General features: G+C 66.2%; 29 protein-coding genes. All 29 read right to left on the bottom strand.

Annotated elements, in window-relative coordinates; genetic code table 11:
- Window positions 1-9 precede the first annotated feature (9 nt).
- The 29 genes from AC1GI4_RS04100 to AC1GI4_RS04240 all read right to left on the bottom strand — a co-directional run bounded on the left by AC1GI4_RS04100 (window position 10) and on the right by AC1GI4_RS04240 (window position 16,683).
- A complete protein-coding gene (locus AC1GI4_RS04100; protein WP_479628660.1) occupies window positions 10-1,263 on the bottom strand; it encodes a phage minor head protein in 1,254 nt (417 codons plus the stop codon).
- The gene (locus AC1GI4_RS04105) at window positions 1,256-2,827 is read right to left on the bottom strand and encodes a DUF935 domain-containing protein (protein WP_479628661.1); all 1,572 of its coding nucleotides are present in this window, start codon (window positions 2,825-2,827) and stop codon (window positions 1,256-1,258) included. The genes AC1GI4_RS04100 and AC1GI4_RS04105 overlap by 8 nt, the downstream gene beginning before the upstream one ends.
- Before the next feature lie 98 nt (window positions 2,828-2,925).
- A complete protein-coding gene (locus AC1GI4_RS04110; protein WP_479628662.1) occupies window positions 2,926-4,626 on the bottom strand; it encodes a hypothetical protein in 1,701 nt (566 codons plus the stop codon).
- Window positions 4,623-5,195, bottom strand: a complete 573-nt coding sequence (locus AC1GI4_RS04115) for a phage protein Gp27 family protein (protein ID WP_197939203.1) — start codon at window positions 5,193-5,195, stop codon at window positions 4,623-4,625. Before AC1GI4_RS04115 ends, AC1GI4_RS04110 begins: the two co-directional genes overlap by 4 nt.
- On the bottom strand, window positions 5,192-5,356 hold the full coding sequence (locus AC1GI4_RS04120) for a hypothetical protein (protein WP_197939202.1): 165 nt from the start codon (window positions 5,354-5,356) through the stop codon (window positions 5,192-5,194). The genes AC1GI4_RS04115 and AC1GI4_RS04120 overlap by 4 nt, the downstream gene beginning before the upstream one ends.
- Window positions 5,357-5,525: 169 nt before the next feature.
- On the bottom strand, window positions 5,526-5,810 hold the full coding sequence (locus tag AC1GI4_RS04125) for a hypothetical protein (RefSeq protein WP_197939201.1): 285 nt from the start codon (window positions 5,808-5,810) through the stop codon (window positions 5,526-5,528).
- Between the two features lie 3 nt (window positions 5,811-5,813).
- Complete coding sequence (locus AC1GI4_RS04130; RefSeq protein WP_197939200.1) at window positions 5,814-6,113, bottom strand: VpaChn25_0724 family phage protein; 300 nt, start codon at window positions 6,111-6,113, stop codon at window positions 5,814-5,816.
- Window positions 6,113-6,439 carry a DUF2730 family protein gene (locus AC1GI4_RS04135; RefSeq protein ID WP_479628663.1) on the bottom strand — a complete coding sequence of 109 codons (327 nt, stop codon included), beginning with the start codon at window positions 6,437-6,439 and terminating at the stop codon, window positions 6,113-6,115. The genes AC1GI4_RS04130 and AC1GI4_RS04135 overlap by 1 nt, the downstream gene beginning before the upstream one ends.
- On the bottom strand, window positions 6,436-6,657 hold the full coding sequence (locus AC1GI4_RS04140) for a hypothetical protein (RefSeq protein WP_479628664.1): 222 nt from the start codon (window positions 6,655-6,657) through the stop codon (window positions 6,436-6,438). Before AC1GI4_RS04140 ends, AC1GI4_RS04135 begins: the two co-directional genes overlap by 4 nt.
- A complete protein-coding gene (locus AC1GI4_RS04145; protein ID WP_479628665.1) occupies window positions 6,654-7,019 on the bottom strand; it encodes a hypothetical protein in 366 nt (121 codons plus the stop codon). Before AC1GI4_RS04145 ends, AC1GI4_RS04140 begins: the two co-directional genes overlap by 4 nt.
- Window positions 7,016-7,324, bottom strand: a complete 309-nt coding sequence (locus tag AC1GI4_RS04150; RefSeq protein WP_479628666.1) for a hypothetical protein — start codon at window positions 7,322-7,324, stop codon at window positions 7,016-7,018. Before AC1GI4_RS04150 ends, AC1GI4_RS04145 begins: the two co-directional genes overlap by 4 nt.
- Entirely contained in the window at window positions 7,321-7,908 is a 588-nt protein-coding gene (locus tag AC1GI4_RS04155) for a glycoside hydrolase family 108 protein (protein WP_479628667.1), read from the bottom strand. Before AC1GI4_RS04155 ends, AC1GI4_RS04150 begins: the two co-directional genes overlap by 4 nt.
- A gap of 61 nt (window positions 7,909-7,969) precedes the next feature.
- Window positions 7,970-8,326 carry a hypothetical protein gene (locus AC1GI4_RS04160; protein WP_479628668.1) on the bottom strand — a complete coding sequence of 119 codons (357 nt, stop codon included), beginning with the start codon at window positions 8,324-8,326 and terminating at the stop codon, window positions 7,970-7,972.
- A complete protein-coding gene (locus tag AC1GI4_RS04165; protein ID WP_479628669.1) occupies window positions 8,326-8,601 on the bottom strand; it encodes a hypothetical protein in 276 nt (91 codons plus the stop codon). Before AC1GI4_RS04165 ends, AC1GI4_RS04160 begins: the two co-directional genes overlap by 1 nt.
- A complete protein-coding gene (locus AC1GI4_RS04170) occupies window positions 8,598-9,290 on the bottom strand; it encodes a regulatory protein GemA (RefSeq protein ID WP_479628670.1) in 693 nt (230 codons plus the stop codon). Before AC1GI4_RS04170 ends, AC1GI4_RS04165 begins: the two co-directional genes overlap by 4 nt.
- Window positions 9,287-9,463, bottom strand: coding sequence for a hypothetical protein (locus AC1GI4_RS04175; RefSeq protein WP_479628671.1), 177 nt, complete (start codon window positions 9,461-9,463; stop codon window positions 9,287-9,289). The genes AC1GI4_RS04170 and AC1GI4_RS04175 overlap by 4 nt, the downstream gene beginning before the upstream one ends.
- The gene (locus AC1GI4_RS04180; RefSeq protein WP_479628672.1) at window positions 9,460-9,591 is read right to left on the bottom strand and encodes a hypothetical protein; all 132 of its coding nucleotides are present in this window, start codon (window positions 9,589-9,591) and stop codon (window positions 9,460-9,462) included. Before AC1GI4_RS04180 ends, AC1GI4_RS04175 begins: the two co-directional genes overlap by 4 nt.
- Before the next feature lie 3 nt (window positions 9,592-9,594).
- A complete protein-coding gene (locus tag AC1GI4_RS04185) occupies window positions 9,595-10,560 on the bottom strand; it encodes an AAA family ATPase (RefSeq protein WP_479628673.1) in 966 nt (321 codons plus the stop codon).
- Between the two features lie 87 nt (window positions 10,561-10,647).
- On the bottom strand, window positions 10,648-10,830 hold the full coding sequence (locus AC1GI4_RS04190; protein WP_479628674.1) for a hypothetical protein: 183 nt from the start codon (window positions 10,828-10,830) through the stop codon (window positions 10,648-10,650).
- A 43-nt stretch (window positions 10,831-10,873) separates the two neighbouring features.
- A complete protein-coding gene (locus AC1GI4_RS04195; protein WP_479628676.1) occupies window positions 10,874-12,808 on the bottom strand; it encodes a transposase domain-containing protein in 1,935 nt (644 codons plus the stop codon).
- Window positions 12,805-13,269, bottom strand: a complete 465-nt coding sequence (locus AC1GI4_RS04200; protein ID WP_479628677.1) for a hypothetical protein — start codon at window positions 13,267-13,269, stop codon at window positions 12,805-12,807. The genes AC1GI4_RS04195 and AC1GI4_RS04200 overlap by 4 nt, the downstream gene beginning before the upstream one ends.
- The gene (locus AC1GI4_RS04205) at window positions 13,266-13,493 is read right to left on the bottom strand and encodes a hypothetical protein (RefSeq protein WP_479628678.1); all 228 of its coding nucleotides are present in this window, start codon (window positions 13,491-13,493) and stop codon (window positions 13,266-13,268) included. Before AC1GI4_RS04205 ends, AC1GI4_RS04200 begins: the two co-directional genes overlap by 4 nt.
- The gene (locus AC1GI4_RS04210; protein WP_479628679.1) at window positions 13,486-13,668 is read right to left on the bottom strand and encodes a hypothetical protein; all 183 of its coding nucleotides are present in this window, start codon (window positions 13,666-13,668) and stop codon (window positions 13,486-13,488) included. Before AC1GI4_RS04210 ends, AC1GI4_RS04205 begins: the two co-directional genes overlap by 8 nt.
- Window positions 13,665-13,925 (bottom strand): hypothetical protein, encoded by a 261-nt coding sequence (locus AC1GI4_RS04215; protein ID WP_479628680.1) that lies wholly within the window; start codon window positions 13,923-13,925, stop codon window positions 13,665-13,667. The genes AC1GI4_RS04210 and AC1GI4_RS04215 overlap by 4 nt, the downstream gene beginning before the upstream one ends.
- Before the next feature lie 8 nt (window positions 13,926-13,933).
- Window positions 13,934-14,620 (bottom strand): hypothetical protein, encoded by a 687-nt coding sequence (locus tag AC1GI4_RS04220; RefSeq protein ID WP_479628681.1) that lies wholly within the window; start codon window positions 14,618-14,620, stop codon window positions 13,934-13,936.
- 125 nt (window positions 14,621-14,745) lie between these two features.
- Window positions 14,746-14,982, bottom strand: coding sequence for a hypothetical protein (locus tag AC1GI4_RS04225; protein ID WP_197939182.1), 237 nt, complete (start codon window positions 14,980-14,982; stop codon window positions 14,746-14,748).
- Complete coding sequence (locus AC1GI4_RS04230; RefSeq protein ID WP_479628682.1) at window positions 14,979-15,482, bottom strand: winged helix DNA-binding protein; 504 nt, start codon at window positions 15,480-15,482, stop codon at window positions 14,979-14,981. Before AC1GI4_RS04230 ends, AC1GI4_RS04225 begins: the two co-directional genes overlap by 4 nt.
- A complete protein-coding gene (locus AC1GI4_RS04235; protein WP_479628683.1) occupies window positions 15,479-16,417 on the bottom strand; it encodes a ParB N-terminal domain-containing protein in 939 nt (312 codons plus the stop codon). Before AC1GI4_RS04235 ends, AC1GI4_RS04230 begins: the two co-directional genes overlap by 4 nt.
- 2 nt (window positions 16,418-16,419) lie before the next feature.
- Complete coding sequence (locus AC1GI4_RS04240) at window positions 16,420-16,683, bottom strand: helix-turn-helix domain-containing protein (protein ID WP_479628684.1); 264 nt, start codon at window positions 16,681-16,683, stop codon at window positions 16,420-16,422.
- Between the last annotated feature and the right edge of the window lie 10 nt (window positions 16,684-16,693).

Raw genomic sequence — 16,693 nt, forward strand, 5'->3', positions numbered from 1 at the left:
GGACGCGCCTCACGCTTCCCGCCGAATGTAGAAGGTCTTCAGCGCCAGCGTGCGGCGCTTGTTGCGGATCGCCATTACCGCGACATAGCGCAGGCCGTCGATCGCCTTGCTGTAGCGAACCAACGGCTCCCCGATATCGGACGTACCGGCATCCTCCACCGTGTCGGGCGACGACAGGATCGACGGTAGAAGCGCATAGTCACCCCACTGCACCCCGACCTGTTGGCCATCACGCTCATTACCTTCGCCATGCCGACGCTGGACGTGCAGCACGTCGGAGGGAGCGAGCGAGAAATCGAAACCCTCGACCGATTTGCCGGTCAGTTGCTCGACGGAATTACCTTGCGCCGTCGTCACGCCGCCAAGCGTCCAGTTCGGCTGGATCACCGCCTCGCCGCCATCGCCCAGAACGCGCCGAGCGTAGCGCCGGGCGTCGTCCGCGACCGATGGCAGGCGACGATAGGCCTCGGCGATCGCATCACGCGCGGCGGGCGGCAGATCGGCGTAGAACGCCTTGCCGATCGCATAATCCCAATGGCGCATCTTCTCGGCCGCCGCCTGGACGATCGGTGCGACGCTGGCACCCGGTGCATAATCCCACCCCTTGCCGATCCCGACCGGCGCGCCGGTGCGTGGATCCACGGCGCGCCAGTTGTCGGGTAGTTTCTTGTCGGGATCTCCGCCCAGGCGACGGACACCGGCGGCCGTGCGCGCGCCAACGACATAGCAACTGCAACCCCAGTCGCTCGGGGGATAATGCGTTTCCCAAAAGGGATGATCGGGCGGCAATGCCACGCCGTCCCAACTCAGATGCTCGGGGCGTGGTTCGACCGATCCGCCATGACGATAGACCCAGAACTTGAAACCGGCCGCCTCCAGCTGGGCGCGCCGCCCCGCCGCATAGCTGACGCTCGTATTCGTCCGATAGATCGTGCGCGTCCGCCAGGCGCGTCCACCCTTGGTGTCTTCGCCGGTCCAGCCGTGCCAGTCGTGCCGCTCGACGGCCGCCGCGAAATCCTTGCGGAATGCGTCCAGGCTTTTGCCTTCGGTGATGGCGCGATCGACGGACGCGGCCAGGTCCGCCAGCAGGTCCGCCTTTTGCGCGCCTGCCACCATGAACGCGGTGTCGTGATCCTGGCGTTCGATATCGTCCCAGCGCTCGGTCGGCACCAGCTTGCCCAGCTTCCCCCGAAAATAGGCGACCTGCTCCCGGAATGGCCGCCGCAGCACGCCGCCGATTGCGGACGGTTGTGGATCAGGCACCGGCGGCCTCGATGTCGCTCATGCCCGCTACCCGCGCCGCCGTCAGGCCGCCCGCCAGCTGCTCGACCAGGCGACCGGCGTCCAAGTCCGGCCAAGCCGACACGATCATTTCCCGCAACTCGGGCAGGCTGGTCGCCGCCTGCATCATCAGCGCCAGCTCCGACATCATGGCGCGCATCTCGGGTTCGGTCACGACCGCCAGCTGGTCGGTAATTTGTGCGACAGGGCTGGCGACTGGCTTCTGTTCGGATTGCAGGCTCAGCGTCGGGGAGGTGACACGCTCGACGGTGGTCGGGGCTTGGACGCGGGGGCGCAAGAGCTTCGATCCGGGATCAGGGTCGGACAAGCCCAGCTTATCGCGAACCTCGGATTGCTGCACCTCCAGTCCCAGGTCGACCAGCTTGTCCAAAGCGTCCGCCAGGCCGTTGACGTCCTCGGGCTCGCGCTCTTCGATCCTGATGCGCGGATAGGCCTTGCGAGGTCCGCGCGCCAGGTCGACCCAAGGCCGCACCAGGTCGCGATTGAGCGTCGCCGCCAAGCCGCGCCCGTCCGACTTCTTGATGTCCTTCTTGACCTCGCCATGGACCTTGTTGCCGCCGTCGCCCAGGCCGCCTTGCTTGGCATCGGTCGTGCCGGTCTGGCCCAGCACCGCTTTGGACACCTGCTTGTCGAACCAGTCGGCGCGGCGCTCGTACAGGTCGGAGCCCGCGCCGACATTGCCGGATTCGATGAATTGGATGTCCATGCCCTGGGGAATGATGGCGGCGCAGTCGCCCGCGATATTGGCGACCGCCCGCCACAGCGTCATGCGGTCTTCCTTGCTCGCATTGCTGTCGAACTTGCCGATCCGCACCGGCTGGCCATAGGTTTGCGCGAAGATCGCCCAGTCGCGCAGCGTGTACGCCTTGAACATCCACGCCCAGGCAACAGCGCGGGCCAGGCCCGACCGCATCGGCAGGCCCGACTTCGCCTTGACCCGGTGATGGATGAACTTGAACGGCGGCAGCGGCGAGTCCTGGCCATTGCCCTCCACGCCACCGCGCAGCAGCGGGGTGGTGCCGTCGCGCCGGTCGAAGGTGAAGAAACGCGGGTCGCGCCATTCGAGGCGGGCCGGTTGCCATTGACCCTCGCTCGTATCCCAGATGATTTCGGTGAAGGACGAATGCTTGCCGATCGCGTCGAGCATATCGAACTCTTCGTCGGCCAATTCATCCCGGTCGATCCAGTCGCGCACCATGTCAGCGATCGCGACGTCGTCTTCCTCGTCGCTGGCGGCCTCCACCGTCACTTCAATCTGGGTCACGGCACGCTTGCGGGTGCCCAGCACGCCCAGGTAATGGAGGTCGCGTTCTTCGATCTGTTCCGCCAACTCCAGATAGGCGAGCGGATCGCCCTGGTCCGCTGCGCGCAGGATGTTTGCCAGGCGAACCGGCGTCAGGCCATCGGCGGGGTATCCCGCTTCAGGCTGGCGGACACCGGCAAGGGTCGGGGCCGCGACTTCGCGGGTCAGGACGTCGCGGCGCAGCGGCATCCCATGAACATCGACCAGGCCGGTCATCATCATATCTCCGAATAAGAGGGTTTCAGAGGCCCTAAGAGGCCTGTTCGGGCGATTTCGGGCACCCGCACCCGTCTGGGTCGCTTGTGGCGCTCACAGGGCGTTTAAATCCCGGAGCGCATCCGAGCGCCCATCGGTGGCCGCCACCAGTCGCGCGGGCTGCCTTCGCCCTCGTCGTCGCCGCCGTCGAAAGCGTCGTCCGCACGACCAGGAGCGACCGGCTGATAGCCATATTCGAAAGACGCCTGGCGCGAGGCATACCAAGCGAGGATACCGGCGATCGCGACGTCACCGTGCCGAGTCTGACCGTCCTCACCCTTGTAGCGCATGTCCTCGGGCACGCGGACGACCCCGTTCACATAGGACAGCGCCTGATGATCGCGCATCACGTCCTTGTCGGCCGCGATCGACACGGTGCCGTCACCGAACGCCAGCACATAGGGGCCGCTGTTGGTGCGATACCATTCGGCCGACAGCTTGATTTCGCTGACCCGCTCGCCCTTTTTCTGGCGGCACACCTCCGCTAGGTACGCACCATTGCCGGTGGCGTCGAAGGCAGCGTGACCGAAGCGCGGCAGATGTTCCAACACGAAGAACGCAACGTCACGCTGCATTTCGAACGGTACATTGCGCAGCTCGACGACCATCCGGCCGCGCCGCATCATGTCGGTGCCCAGTTCGTTGATGACGAACGCCGATCCGTCCCCCGATCGCGCGAAGTCCCAGCCCAGATCATGGCGCCGCTCGATATCGAGCTGGGCGAGCGCTGGTGAGAGCTTGGTCCGACAGAACTCCGAGACGACGACCTTGCGGACTGCCTCCGGCGCGGTCTTCACATCGTCGGGCAGCGTCCAGCGAATGACCTGGGCCGACGCGTCCGAACGCGCCTCGATCGCGACATAGGTCAGCGCCGCGCCGTCTGCGTCAGCCGGGATCGCGTCCAGCTCCTGGCGCATTTGGGCGGTGCGAACGCCATAAGCCCCGCGTATCTTGGCTTCCCACTCGTCCTGCGCCTCTTGCGACCATTCTTTGCCGCGCAACAGGCAGACGCGCTTGTACAGCCCGTTTTCGACCGCCTTGCTGAAGGGGATGAAGTGCAGGCTGTACGGGACCTTGCCCGCCTTGGCTTCGCGGATCAGCTCGTTGAACGGATTGAGGACGCCGTTGTGCGTCGAGATGATTCTGATCTTGCCGCCCCAGATCAGCAGCGCGTTGACGGCGTCCAGCACGGCGCGGACGTCCTTGTGGAACGCCGCCTCGTCGATGACGACGACGCCCTGAAGACCACGGATATTCTCGGGGCGGCTCGACAGTGCCTCGACACGGAAGCCCGACGCGAAGCGGATGCGATAGGCCGAAATCTGCGCGGAGCTGCCATCATCGCGCAGGTCCTCGAACAGGAACTCTTCGATCTCGACCAGCTGTTCACCAAGCCGCCGCGCGAAGTGCGCGACATAGCCGATGAACTCGCGGCCCTTGTCCTTCGTGTCGCCGATATAGAAGACGTTGTCGCCGCCAGCGTCACGCGACGATGCGGCGATCAGGGTGTCGTCCAGCGCCTCGGCATAGGTGATGCCGGTACGCCGCCCTTTCTCGCCCAGCTTCAGGTCCGACTTGTCTTCAAGCCATTCGGCCTGGTGACGCATCAGGATGCCATCCGCCAACGGATCGTGATCGGCGGGCAGCTCGGAGCCGCGCGGCAACTCGACCGGCAGCGCCTCGGGCGACCTGGGCATTTGCGGCGGGGCGGCCGACACGGACGATGCCGCCAGCGCGGCCGCCATGGCGATGCGGGACGCGGTCATGCCCGCACGCCCAGCACGTCGCGGCGCAGCTGCGCCACGCGATCGGCGCTAAGTCCGGCCTGGCGACCGGCGTCGGCCGCGCGATCGGCGGCCTGCTCGACTTGCGCTGTCACCTTCTCTTCCAGCTTGCGGCGATGCTCGGCCGACGTCTTTTGCGCCGCGACCGCCGAATTGAGCGCTCGGCTCAATGCCATGATCCCCTTTGGGTCCAGTGTGCCTTCCAATGACTCGTAGATCGCGACCTTCAGCATTTCGGCGATCGTCACCGTCACGTCGTCGGCACCGTCCGCGCCCAGGCCGCTGACGACGTCGGTCGTGATCGCGCGCACTTCGTCCAGGCGGCGCAGCTGGATGGCCTTGCGGATCGACCAGCGGCTGAAGGCCGACTTCGATATCTTGGCAATGCCGCGATCGGCGAGGCGGCCGTTAAACTCGTCCAGGATCGCATTGGCGGGCATCTCCCGCTTGCGCAGCTCTTCGAGCGCCCAGAGGATATCGGGCTCGGCTTCGTCGGGCAGCTGATCGATCGACGACAGCCGCCCGCGTCCTTCGCGACGGATGACGGTCATTTCGTCTTCCTCAGGGAGATTTCATACTCGACGCCGTCGACCTCGAACGACGTCTTGGCGATCATGCCGGGCGGAACAAGCGCCAGCTTTTTAAGCATCGCCTGAACGCGCTCGCCAAGGACGGCAGCCTCTTCATCCTCGTCCAGATAGCCGTGATCCATTATCGGGTCCTCCGATCTCGACAGGGTGCGCAGCGGCCGCCGATCAGGCGAGGTGACTGGCGGCCGCAATCGTCGCATTCGCCCGCGACGCCTGGCGCCAGCGGGGGCGACGGCCGGTGATGCGACATGGCGCGCTCCATGATCTCGCCTGCGATGTCGGCAGGGTCGCTCACAGCGCCATCTCCCGCGCGGCCGCCGGACGACCGGCGACCTGCAACCGAAGCGATTGGCTCATGCTGTAGGAGCCGTCCGCGCGAAGGTTCACGACGCATGTCCAGCCATCCGGGTAGTGGGCATGAATGCGCCGCCAGCGGCCCGTGTCGTCATGGCTGGCCGTCACGCGGCACGGATCACCTTCAGGCCCGACGAAGCCCAGTTCTCGCAAGATCGGCCCGATCTGGGCGGGATCGGGCCGAATGGTCCGCCAGCGTGGGCGACGGGTTTTCTTCGCCACGGCTCAGTCTGCCTCGGAAGGATGCGAGATGCCCGCGACAAAGGCCCGCCGCTCGACGTGATGCCGCCCGGCCTGGCGCAGCTGCGCGACATGAACAGTGCCGATCTCGGATACGCGGACCACTTCCAGTTCCGCCAGCCGGGCCAGCTGCGTCCTGATCCAGTCGCGGGTGCGCGAAATGGCGAAGGCGTCCAGCACGCGCTGGATCGACACTTCATTCAGCCGCCCATCCGGCTGCTGGCACAGCTCCTTGAGGATGATGAGTCGGGCATCCTCGGTTACGCGCTCTTCGTAGCTCTTCATCAGGCCTTCTCGCTAAGTAGATGATCTTCGACGCGGCGCATGGTCCGTGCGGCCGACCCCAATTCAGATTTCACGACCTCCAGCGATCCGTTCATCGCGGTCATCTGCATCTCGACTTTGTGCAGGTCAGTCTTCGTCGGCATGTGCGGGATTTCGCTCTCAACCTTGGCGATCCGCTTGCCATGGTCCTCGACCTCGCATTCCAGCTCGGTCAACTTCTGCACGGTCGGCTGGCGAGTGGCGTTCAGCCAGGTCAGCAGCAGGTTGGCGATGCCCAACAGGGCAGCAAGCCCGGCGATCGCCTGCCAAATAGTCGTGATATTCACGGTTCCCCCCGGCGGGCGGCCGCCATCAGCTTTTCATGGCGACGCGCGCGATCGGCATCGTTCTTTTCGCGCAGCTCCATCAGCCGCGCCTTCAATTCGGGCTGACCAGCATCTGCCAGGACCACCGAAATTGCGTCGCCCAGGTCGCGGACCAGATCGAATGCGGCTTCCGCGCGCGCCAGCGCGTCGAACACTTCCTCAATATCGACCTGGGTCATGGTTGGTCGCCCGACAGCCGCCGCAGCTCGGCGATCAACGGCTTGGCCTGGGCAAGCGCCGTCATGTAGTCGGCGGCATTCCCCGCGTCATAGGCGGCGCGTGCCAGCCCCACGAAGCGCTCCGCCTGCGCATCGATCCGATCGGCCTTTGCTGCCGCCGCGCCGGTCAGGCGACCGCTGTCGACGGCCGCCTCCAGCGCCGCACCGGCTGCGCGCCAGGCGACCTCGATGGCGAGTGCGCCGCGCTCGTCGACCGTCGTCATGTCCGCGATCGCGGCGGGCGGCGGGGCAATCTGCTTCAGGGGCGTACAAGCCCCCAGCGTCAGCAGGGCAACGCCCAGCGGCGCGATGAAATGCATCACGATTTTTGCTCCGGTTCGGGCTTGTGGGGCGGCAGGCGTTCGACGGCCGAGTTCAGCCCCGTCAGCAGCGAGGCAATCTGCTCACGATCCTTCGACGGATCGCGCAGGCCCACGGCGAAGCCGATATAGCCGGTGACGACAATCGCCGTGGAGAGCGACTTGAAGAACTCGTCGTTCCGCAGCTCGGGGAGGAACGCGATCATAACCAGGATCACGAGGGTCAGCACGAACAGGCCGACTGCGTACCAGCCGCGCGCGCTTGGGTAGCCAGGGCCAAGCCGATGGAGAAATTCCCAGAAGGTCATCGCGCGAACGCCTTCTTGACCATCTCCACCATCCGGCCGAACCAGCCATAGGTGAAGGCCTCGTTCGCCGGGCGCGCCTCGCTGATCTCGATGTAGCGCGCGCCCCTCAGCGAACAGATCGCGACCAACAGGCGCTCGCCGCCCTCTGCGCCCCGTCGACGGCGGAAAGCATCGAGCGCCGACATCGAAACGCGGCCCAGGCGCGCGTCCACCAGCAAATCCGCATAGTGGCCGCCGTTCTGATTGAAGGCGTTAAGGCACCGCTGAAGGAAGGTGCAGGCAACCGTCACGCCCATGTTCACGGCAATGTCGAACATCTCGACCGCGACGGCCGGGTAGTGTTCCGCTACCTGGGCAATCCCGCTGTCGACCCAATAAGCCCGTCGATAGGTGTCGATGGCGGTGGCGCGCGGATAGTTGCGCATGTCGCCGCGATAGCCGAACGCGCGGGCGACCTGTTCGGTCACGCCCCACTGCGTCGGCCCGCCCTTGTCGGCCGGATGATCGCTGTAGCGTCCCTCACGACCGATCAGGTCGTTAATCATCGTCAGGACGGCATCGGTGCTGCTTGGAAGGGTCCCCATGCCGGGACCATGCGGGTCTGCGCCCGATAATATTATGCCCGCCTAGGCGGGCATGAGAGACTTAACGGAACATATCCAGCTGGGGGCTGCTCTTGGCATCGTCGGGCACGCGACGGAAGAGCTTTTCGACGCCGCTTTCCGTTATTTGCAGCGCCCTTGCAATCTGGGCATTGCTCCAGTTGCGGGCGCGATAATGCCGCGCCCGGATTTCGCGCGCAAGGGGCACCTTGATGACGTCAGGGGCCAGGCGTTCGACCAGCAGGATTGCGGCGTCCTTGCCGACCGCCTCGACGATCTCATGATCCGGCCCCAGTTTGTTGGGAATGTAGAGGCGCGTGCCGCCGAACGCCTCGGCGAGGCGGACGAACGCCGCCTCGCCGATCAGCTCCACCAGGTCGGAGGCATGACGCGTTCGCATTACCGTCCGTGCCTCAATGCGCGGGCGCTGTCCGCCGGATGGCTGGTCGGCAGGACCGTCGTCACGACGCCATCGCGCACGACATAGGTCAGCCCGTCGATCACGATCAGCGCCTGGCCACCGCCCATCTTGGCAATCGCGCCGTGCGCGGTGGCGAGCTGCGCGGACAGCGAGGCGCGGACCGCCTCGACGTCCATCCCGGCGCGCTGAAGGAAGCGCAGCAACGCATGGTCGCTGACACGCGGGCCGACCGACAGGGTTTCGCGCGGCTTCACTTGCGCCCCGCCAGCACGTCGCCGAAACAGCGGGCGACCAGGTCCAGCGTCTCGGCCGACGCGAAGACCAACTGCACTTCGACGCCCGCCAGCGAATAGGCCGCCTGATCGACGGTCCAGTCGGCAGCGGCCAGCTCGGCTTCCTTCAGCTTCGCCAGGATCGCCAGGCACAAGCGCCGCTTCAGGTTGATCGCCACCGCATTGGACGGCAGGCCCGCCACCGACTGGTCCCAGCCGTGCCGCTCGGCGATCGCCTTCAGGGCTTCGACCAGGCGGTAGACCAGCGACTGGTTCGCCCATTGCAGCTTGTCGCACCCCAGCTGGCGGCGCGCGAAGGCCTCCAGGGCGCGGTCGCTTGGATCGTGGATCGCCCTCAGCAGGTGCAGCGAAGTCCACAGGGCGCGGGCCTTGCGTGCAGATGGATGGTCGGCCACCGCCGGATTGCCGCGCCGCGCGCCGGTCGCGGGCTTCGGCTTGAAGCCCTTGGCCTTGAACGCCTCCACCAGCTTTTCGAGCTGGGGGACCGTGCACTTGCCCGCGCTGTTCGTCTTTACGATGTCGATCAGGATGGCTTCATAATCGTCGTCGCTTAGCCGCAGCTCCTTCTTGGCGACATGCACCTTGGCCAATAGCGAGCGACGGCGCTGGTCGCTGGCGTCGAAAGTCGCTTTGCGTGCGGTCGCGGTCATATCTCGCGATCCTCCATGATGGCGCGGATTTCGGAACGCGGGCGGCAGCAGCGCAGGGCCATCGTCGAGACGGGCTGACCCTCGGCCTTCCAGACCGCCAGAGAAATCATCTCTGCAATCGTCGCGGGGGTGCCGCGACGATCATATTGATTGTTGGGGTGATGTCGCTTCACGCCAGGATACCTCGGATCAAGTCGATGATGTCCGGCAGCGCCAGGCCCAGCGTCCCGCAGGCGGACAGCTCGACGATGCAGTAGAACACCGGATGGGCGCGGCGCTCGGCCGCATAGGCCTGCCACATGGGTCAGGCCGCCATCTGGCGGGTGGACAGCTGGCTCCAGGCGTCCTGCATGTGGATCAGCTCGATCGCGGCCGCGCGATCGGCAGACATCAGCATCCCCGCCGTCTCCAGCATCATGGTGCAGGTCCGCAGGCCACCCGGCTGGCGCGCGATCTGGACGATGAACGACCGCATGGCTTCGTCCGTGATGCCCCAGGCATCCGCCAGCGCCAGCGCATCGGACTCGCGCGGCCCGTCGAAGATCATGCGCTGGGCGATCCGGCTGGCCAGGCGCGCAAAGGTCTGGGTACGATTGCCCAGCGTCAGGCGGGTCAGCACGTCGGAATTGCCAACCAGGGCGATCCCGGCCCCCGTGCTGTCATGCCAGCCGCGGATTTCCTCCAGCGCCTTCTCGCCCAGGTGCTGCGCTTCATCAAGGATCAGCAGACCATTACGGCCCCGCATGATCCCCTCGATCCGCCCGGTCAGCGCGATCGGCGTTCCCTTCCGCTTCTCTTCGTCAACGCCCAGCGCCTCCAGCACCTTGTACTGCATCGTGCTGATCCCGCCCGACGACGGCTTCATCGTCGCGATCCACACGTTCGAGACAGCCTGCTGATAATTCCGGCAGGTCGAAGTCTTCGACGTTCCAGGACCACCCGCGATTACGACCATGCGACCACGCTGGCCGATCGACAGGATCGTCTCCATCTGGCGGGTGGTGTCGGTGCGGAAGAACGACGGCACCTCGGGCATCTCGATCGCAATCGCGGCCTGCGCAGCGAGCATCTGACGATAGCGGTAGACCGCCTCAGCCACCCGCTTCTGATCGCCCTTATAGACGCCGCTGGTGAACTGGCTGATGGTCCCATAAGGGATGCCCACTTTCGGGGCGAGGTCGTTCCAGCTCATGCCCGTGGCCGCCTTATGCTCGGCCAGCCACTTCTGCATTTCCAAGATGTCGATCGGTAGGTTCTGGGGGTCGTTCATGGTAGGCGCGTCCTTCGCTTTGTGTGGGGTCGTGTCTTCGTGCAGAGCGGGTCGCGCGGGGGTGGCACCCCCCGCGCGGCCATTGGGTCAGATCAGGTCGTGGTAGAGGCCCTGTTCGCACTGGGCGGTCGGATGGGTGTTGTGTTCATCCGCAGAGTGGATGACGCGGGTCTTGATCGTGATCGGCTCGCCGTTTGCGTCGAAGCCCTTGATCCGAATGGTCGCGCCCGACCGGGTCGCGCTCCATTTCTTGATAGTCCTGGTTGGCATCGGCATTGTTCATCTCCAGGCCCGGAAAGCGCCGGGCATCGCGTCAGCCGACAAGCCGCAGATGCGACAGGCGGTCGAGGACGGGGTTGAGAGGGGCCTGAACCGCCTCTGAAACGGGTTTGAGCGCGGCGGCCGTCTGGCCACGGTGGCGCACTGGGCGCACCACTGATGGATTCGGCGCAGGGACTTCGTCGGGATACTCCGGCATCATGGCCGCCAGCTTGGCCGCCTCAATCAGGCCGGTTGCCTTCTCCACATCGCGCATCTGGCGACGCAGCTCGGCTTCCTGGGCGCGGCGCTTGCCCGCGCTGGCCTTGTCGAAGAACCCCGTCTTTTCGATCGCGGGGGCGGTGCATAGGAATGCGCCTGACCGCTCATAGACATGGACTTCGCCGTGCAGATTGTCGGGGTCGAAGCGGACGGTGACGCGCTTAGCGCAATGGTCCGAAAGCTCGGGTGCCCAATAGCGATTGCCCTCCAGCGTCAGCTCGCCGGTCTTGCGATCGGTGAACCGATCCTCGGCGGTCAGCAGCGCCAGCCGCTGTTGCTCGGGCGTGGCCTTGCCGATCGGCGCGACCGCATAGGACGCGGTGAACACATCGTCGAAGCTATGCCGCCCTTGCGCGGTTTCGGTTCGCCGATTGGGCTTGGCATTGTGCGCGGCGATTCCGGCGTCCACCAGGGCGCGAAAATCGTCGATCGGGATCGCGCGCGACCCGTAATTCTCGGGCTTCGCATCAGGCTTGTTGCCGGTGTACGCGCCCGCCAGCGCCGGATGCTTGGCGATGGTGTCGCACAGGTCGCGGAACGCGCGTTCGATCGGCTTGGACTGGCCGCGATAGGGCGTCGCCCAGTGAATTTGGATGCCCAGCGCCGTCAGGACGCCGGTCGGCTCTTCTTCTTTCACCTTGAACCGGAACCGATTCTTGGCACCGCCCGTAATCGTCTTCGACGCGAAGGCGCGGCCGTTATCCAACAGGCAATGCTTGGGGATGCCCCATTTCGTGAACAGGTCGGCAAAGACCAGCCGGGTCGACAGCGCGGACTCGCTTTCGTCAATCCGCCAGGCAAGGATTTTGCGGCTGTAGATGTCCTGGATCGTCACCATCAGCGCGCGACCGATCCGGCCGTCCGGCCAGCGACAGAACACGTCGAACTTGTGGCCGTCGATATTGACCGCCTCCAGCGCGTGCAGCTCCAGCACCGAGCGTTCTTGCGACGGCAGCGTCTGACGCAGGGCCTCAGCGCCCTTGCGCTTGGCGATGACCAGGCGCGCGTCGATTTCGCGATCGAACTTGCGGCGCAGCGTCCGCTCGGCCGGGAAGGTCTGGCCAGGAAACGCGCCCAGCATCCGCGCGTAGCAGGCGCTAAACGTCGGCTGCTCGGGCCGCAGATAGTCCGAAATCAGGAACTGCCAGGCGTCGGCGGGGACCGCCGCCTCGACACCACCGCCCTGGCGGCGCGGGGCCAGATGCGCCAGTCGGTCCGCTGCTGCGACGCCGTCGAGCAAGCCCAGCCAGCCCCACAGGGTCGAAACGCCGACACCCTTGTCCTTCGCTGCTGCCGGGACAGCCGCCGATCGCGTCATGCCAGCCGCGACCAGCGCGTCCACCAGCTGCACGACCTCCAGCCGCTGCCGGGCCACGCACTGGACGCGCTCGCCCGCCGCCTCGAACCAGCGCCACAGCTGCGTCGCGGCCGTGGGCGGCGCGTCCGACACGTCCGCGACTGCCGCGACGCCCATCGCCGCCAGCGCGCTGCGCGTGGTCGGGGGCAACAGCGACAGGTGATATTCCATGCCGCCACCGCGCGCCTGGCGCGGACGGGCCAGCGCCGCGCCCTTGGCATCAACGGCGATCGCCCAGCATTCCTCGGACGCCTTTTCGTTGATCTTGCGCTTGGTGGTCGGCAGACCAGCCAGCGAAAGCTCCGCCAGCTCTGCCGCCGTGAACCACTCTTTGCCCCCGTGCAGTTTCACATCGCCTCCCGTGCGATCGGCTGCACCCGCTGGCGCAGCACCTTGATTTCTTCATCGAGCTTCGCCCGCTGCGCCTTCAGATGGCCCAAGCGCGCAGTGTGGATTTCTTCGCCGACCAGCAGCGCCCCGCCGATGCGGCGTACCAGGCTGTCCAGCAGGTCGAACCGCTCGGTCACGGCGACCAGCGCCAGCAGCCGGGCGGCGGAGATATTGTGTTCTGCCCGCGCCTCGGAGGCGTAGGCGTCGAGCATGTCCTTGCTAACGCGCTCATCCAGCAGCGCGGACATCGCGCCCGCGATTTCGTGACGGGTCCGGTCTTCGCCCTTCAGGATGATCGACACGCACCCCGACACGACCCGGTCGAGGCCCGCCAGATCGGCCTCCGCGCGCGCAGGCACGGGCGGATCGAAGGTGAAGCCCAGCTGGATCGTCTCGGAGGTGCGAATCTTGCGCTTGGTCACGCCAGCTGCCCCTCAAGGACGGCCACGGCCTTGGACCACATCGCATCGGCGATAGGGCCGTGGCGCGACATCGACAGGCGCTTGCGCGCATCGCCGGGCAGCGCGACCCAGTGCGTTTCGCAGACACGCTGCCCCCGCCGCATCACGACCGCGCAGCCCTTCACCTGGCACAGGCGATCGGCACCTGCGGCCGACTTCGTGCTTTCGGGTACGAAATCAGCCACGACGCACCTCGGCCACGGGTGCGAACGGCAGCGCCGTTGCGCACCGCGCGCATTCGGCGGAATGGCGACCGATATGCCAGCTGGTCGACCCACAGGCCGGGCAAATGCTGCCCGCCTGATACAGCGGTCGATAACCGCGTACCGCCGGGGCGGCCGGAAGCGCCGCCGCGATCATTGGACGACACCCGAAGGCGCACCGGCTTCCAGCCGTCGCAAAGCCGCCAATCCCTTGGTCAGATCGTCGATGACCATCTGCGCTTGCGTGGCGTCCAGAGCGACGATGTAGGCCCCTATGGGACTCGTCGTCGCCAAGGTGATGCGATCGCCCAGCACAGGCAGGGCCTGCACATGGACGGCCACGCCCATGTTCGGTTGCGCGTCGGACGACACGGCTACGGACGCCAGGATGACCGGGCCACTGAATAGGGTCATGCCGCCCATCACGCCGCAGTCCCGCCGAGCGTTGCGTGGATCATCGCCAGCTTGGCCTCCGCCGTCTCCGCCCGCGCCGTCACGGCCGCCAGCTCGACGCTTGATGCGGACTGCGCCAGGCGATGGCCGATTTCCTCCAGCAAATCGGCCACCGGCAAGGCGGAGAGGTCGAACAGCGGCTGTTGCGGGCGATCGGCCAGCGCGTCTTCGATCAAACTGATCGCCGCCTTGTTCAACGACAGATCGCGTTCGTCGGCACGGTCAACGATCGCCTTCAGGACCGGCCCGCGTGCCAGCACGGAGACATTGCGGAAGTCGTCGGACGGTTTGGGATTGGCCACGTCATGGTCCTTCTCTTGAGGAATGACGCCAGGCACCGGCGTCGGGGCGGCCTGGGCGACCGGAGCGTCGTCCTTGGCGATCTGCGGGGATGGGGAGGCCCGCTGGAGCATCGCGGGCGCGACCTCGGCGGTATCCCGATCGGCTTTAGGCGCGGGCGCGGGCTGGCGGCCGAAGTGCGGGCGGCGTCCATCGCGACAGAAGCCGCAACGTCCCCCGACCAGGCGCTCGAAATGATCGCCGCAATTCTCGCAATACCCTTCCACACCCGGAGCCATCGTCGGGTTGATCCGCGACAGGCTCGCCGCCAGGTGCTGGTCCTGGATGTCGCTGGCGTCGTCCGCAAAATCACTCATGGAGCGGCCTTTCGGCAGGCAGTTGAACATGGTTGCGAGCTGATCGGCGCCGCAGGGCAGCGCAGCGTCGCGAAGATTGGCCGGGGCCGGACGGCGGGCCGGGAATGGGACCACCTCGGCTTCCATCACGCGTAGCTTCCACCTGATGCCGCCAGCGCGGCGCGGTAGCGCGCGTCACTCCGCCGCGTGGCGCGCTCGAACCGCGTCAGAACGTTCTCGTTCACGACGAAATGGCTGGCGTAATAGGCAACCATCTGGTGGCTCAGCCCCAACGCCGCCGCGACGCTTTCCTTGGACTCGCCTGCTTCCAGCCGCACGACCGCAGCTTCCTCGCGTGGGGTCAGTCCATATCCGTGGCTCACTGCTTCCTCCATTTTCCAGAATCGATCAGGTCGCGCGCCTCGGTGACGGCGCGTGCAAAAGCGTCGCGGTCACGGCGCGCATTGCTGCGTGTGATCCGCTCCCGCAGCGTGGGCGGCAGCGCGAACCAATGCTGGCGACACATCAGGTGCCCGCGCTCGACCGCGACTGCGCAGCTATCCGCCGCGCAAGTGACGACCCGGCCCAGCGCGCGCGGTGCGGTGCGGTCCAGGCTGGCCAGCGTGACGCCGCGCCGGGCAAGTTCGCCCGCCAGTTCGTCGGTGGCGACCCCGCGCAGATCGGGGGCATCGGCCAGGCGCAGGCCACGGCCCGACTTCTCCTTGGCCAGCAGCCCGGCTTCGACCAGCGCGCGCACAGCATAAAGGGCGGTGCCGTAGGGCGTGTCCGTCAGCTTCGCGACGTCCGCGATCGTCGGCGTCAGCCCACCAACCGCGATCGCTTCGCGCACATTGTCCAGGACGCGGGCGTGCAGCGGGGTCATGCCGCATCCTTCATCGGGCCGCGCCGCAGCGGGGCCAGCAGGCGCTGCGCCTCAGCGGGGATCGCATCATGAAACTGCGGGCTCTGGAACAGCGCCAGCCGCTCGGCCGCACTCATGCGGGCCAGCGTATCGATCACGCTGTTGAACCGCTTCTGATCCGGCTGGACTGGCGCACGGGGCGGCTTCGTCCGCTTGATCGCGTCGGCCACCGTCTTGCACGGTTCCTCGCCCGCATCCCCGACCAGCGCATTGAGCGCCTTCGCCTGGTCAGCACCCTCCAGCTTGGCGAGTGCGCGCAGCTGGGTCGCGTTCTTCAGGATCGGATGACGTGCCGCCCGCAGCCGCTCCACGATGGAGGGAGCCAACCGGCGGTAGAGCATGAGGTCACGCTCGACAGTTCGAGGCGACAAACCCAAATCAGACGCGATCTGGTCGGTGAAGCCATATACAACCGCCATCGTGGCGGTTGCATCAACCGCCTCATCTTTTACGGCTTTTTGCCAACGCGCCGCCGCCGATCCAACACGCCCGTCAGCGGCGGGGTCGATACCGGCGCGGCGCTTATGAATGGCAACTGCTTCTGCGATGAACGCCGCACGATCAACAGGTGCTAGGTCCGAACGCCACAGATTTTCGCGGACTTCGCGCAACCGGCGGTCATCGCGGTCGGCGCTGACGACCTCGGCCTTGAGATATTCTATCTCTGCGGACTTCGCGCCTTCCAGACGATGCGCACCAACAACCAGCGTCCATCGATTTTTGCCCGGCAGGCGGCAGACTTGGATCGGGGTGTCCTGGCCTTCGCGTGCCATGACTTGGCCGAGTGCTTCGGCCCAAACCATATCGATCGGACGCAAGCGATCCACCGCGTCGATCTCGTCAGTGCGGATCAGAATGAAGTCGGCCAGCGCCTCTTCGTGCAGGGGGGCGGCCATGTTCAATTCGCCGTCCCATTTTGACGATGCCTGTGTCCCGATTTCCGTCTATGGTCCACATTTATGGACAAGGACGCAGCATGATGGAGAGCCTCCACCCCCAGCTCTTCGGCCACGGCGCGGGCAACGACTGCGCTGGTGCGTCCGCGCATCCAGTCGTTCACCTGCTGGGGCTTCAGACCCTTGTGCTGCGCAAAGGCAGTCACAGTGCCGTGACGCTTACGAAGCGCCGCCTTCACATCCTCCCGATGAAGAACCTCGCTCATGCCTGCCTCT

This window comes from Sphingomonas sp. 77B (assembly GCF_056497825.1).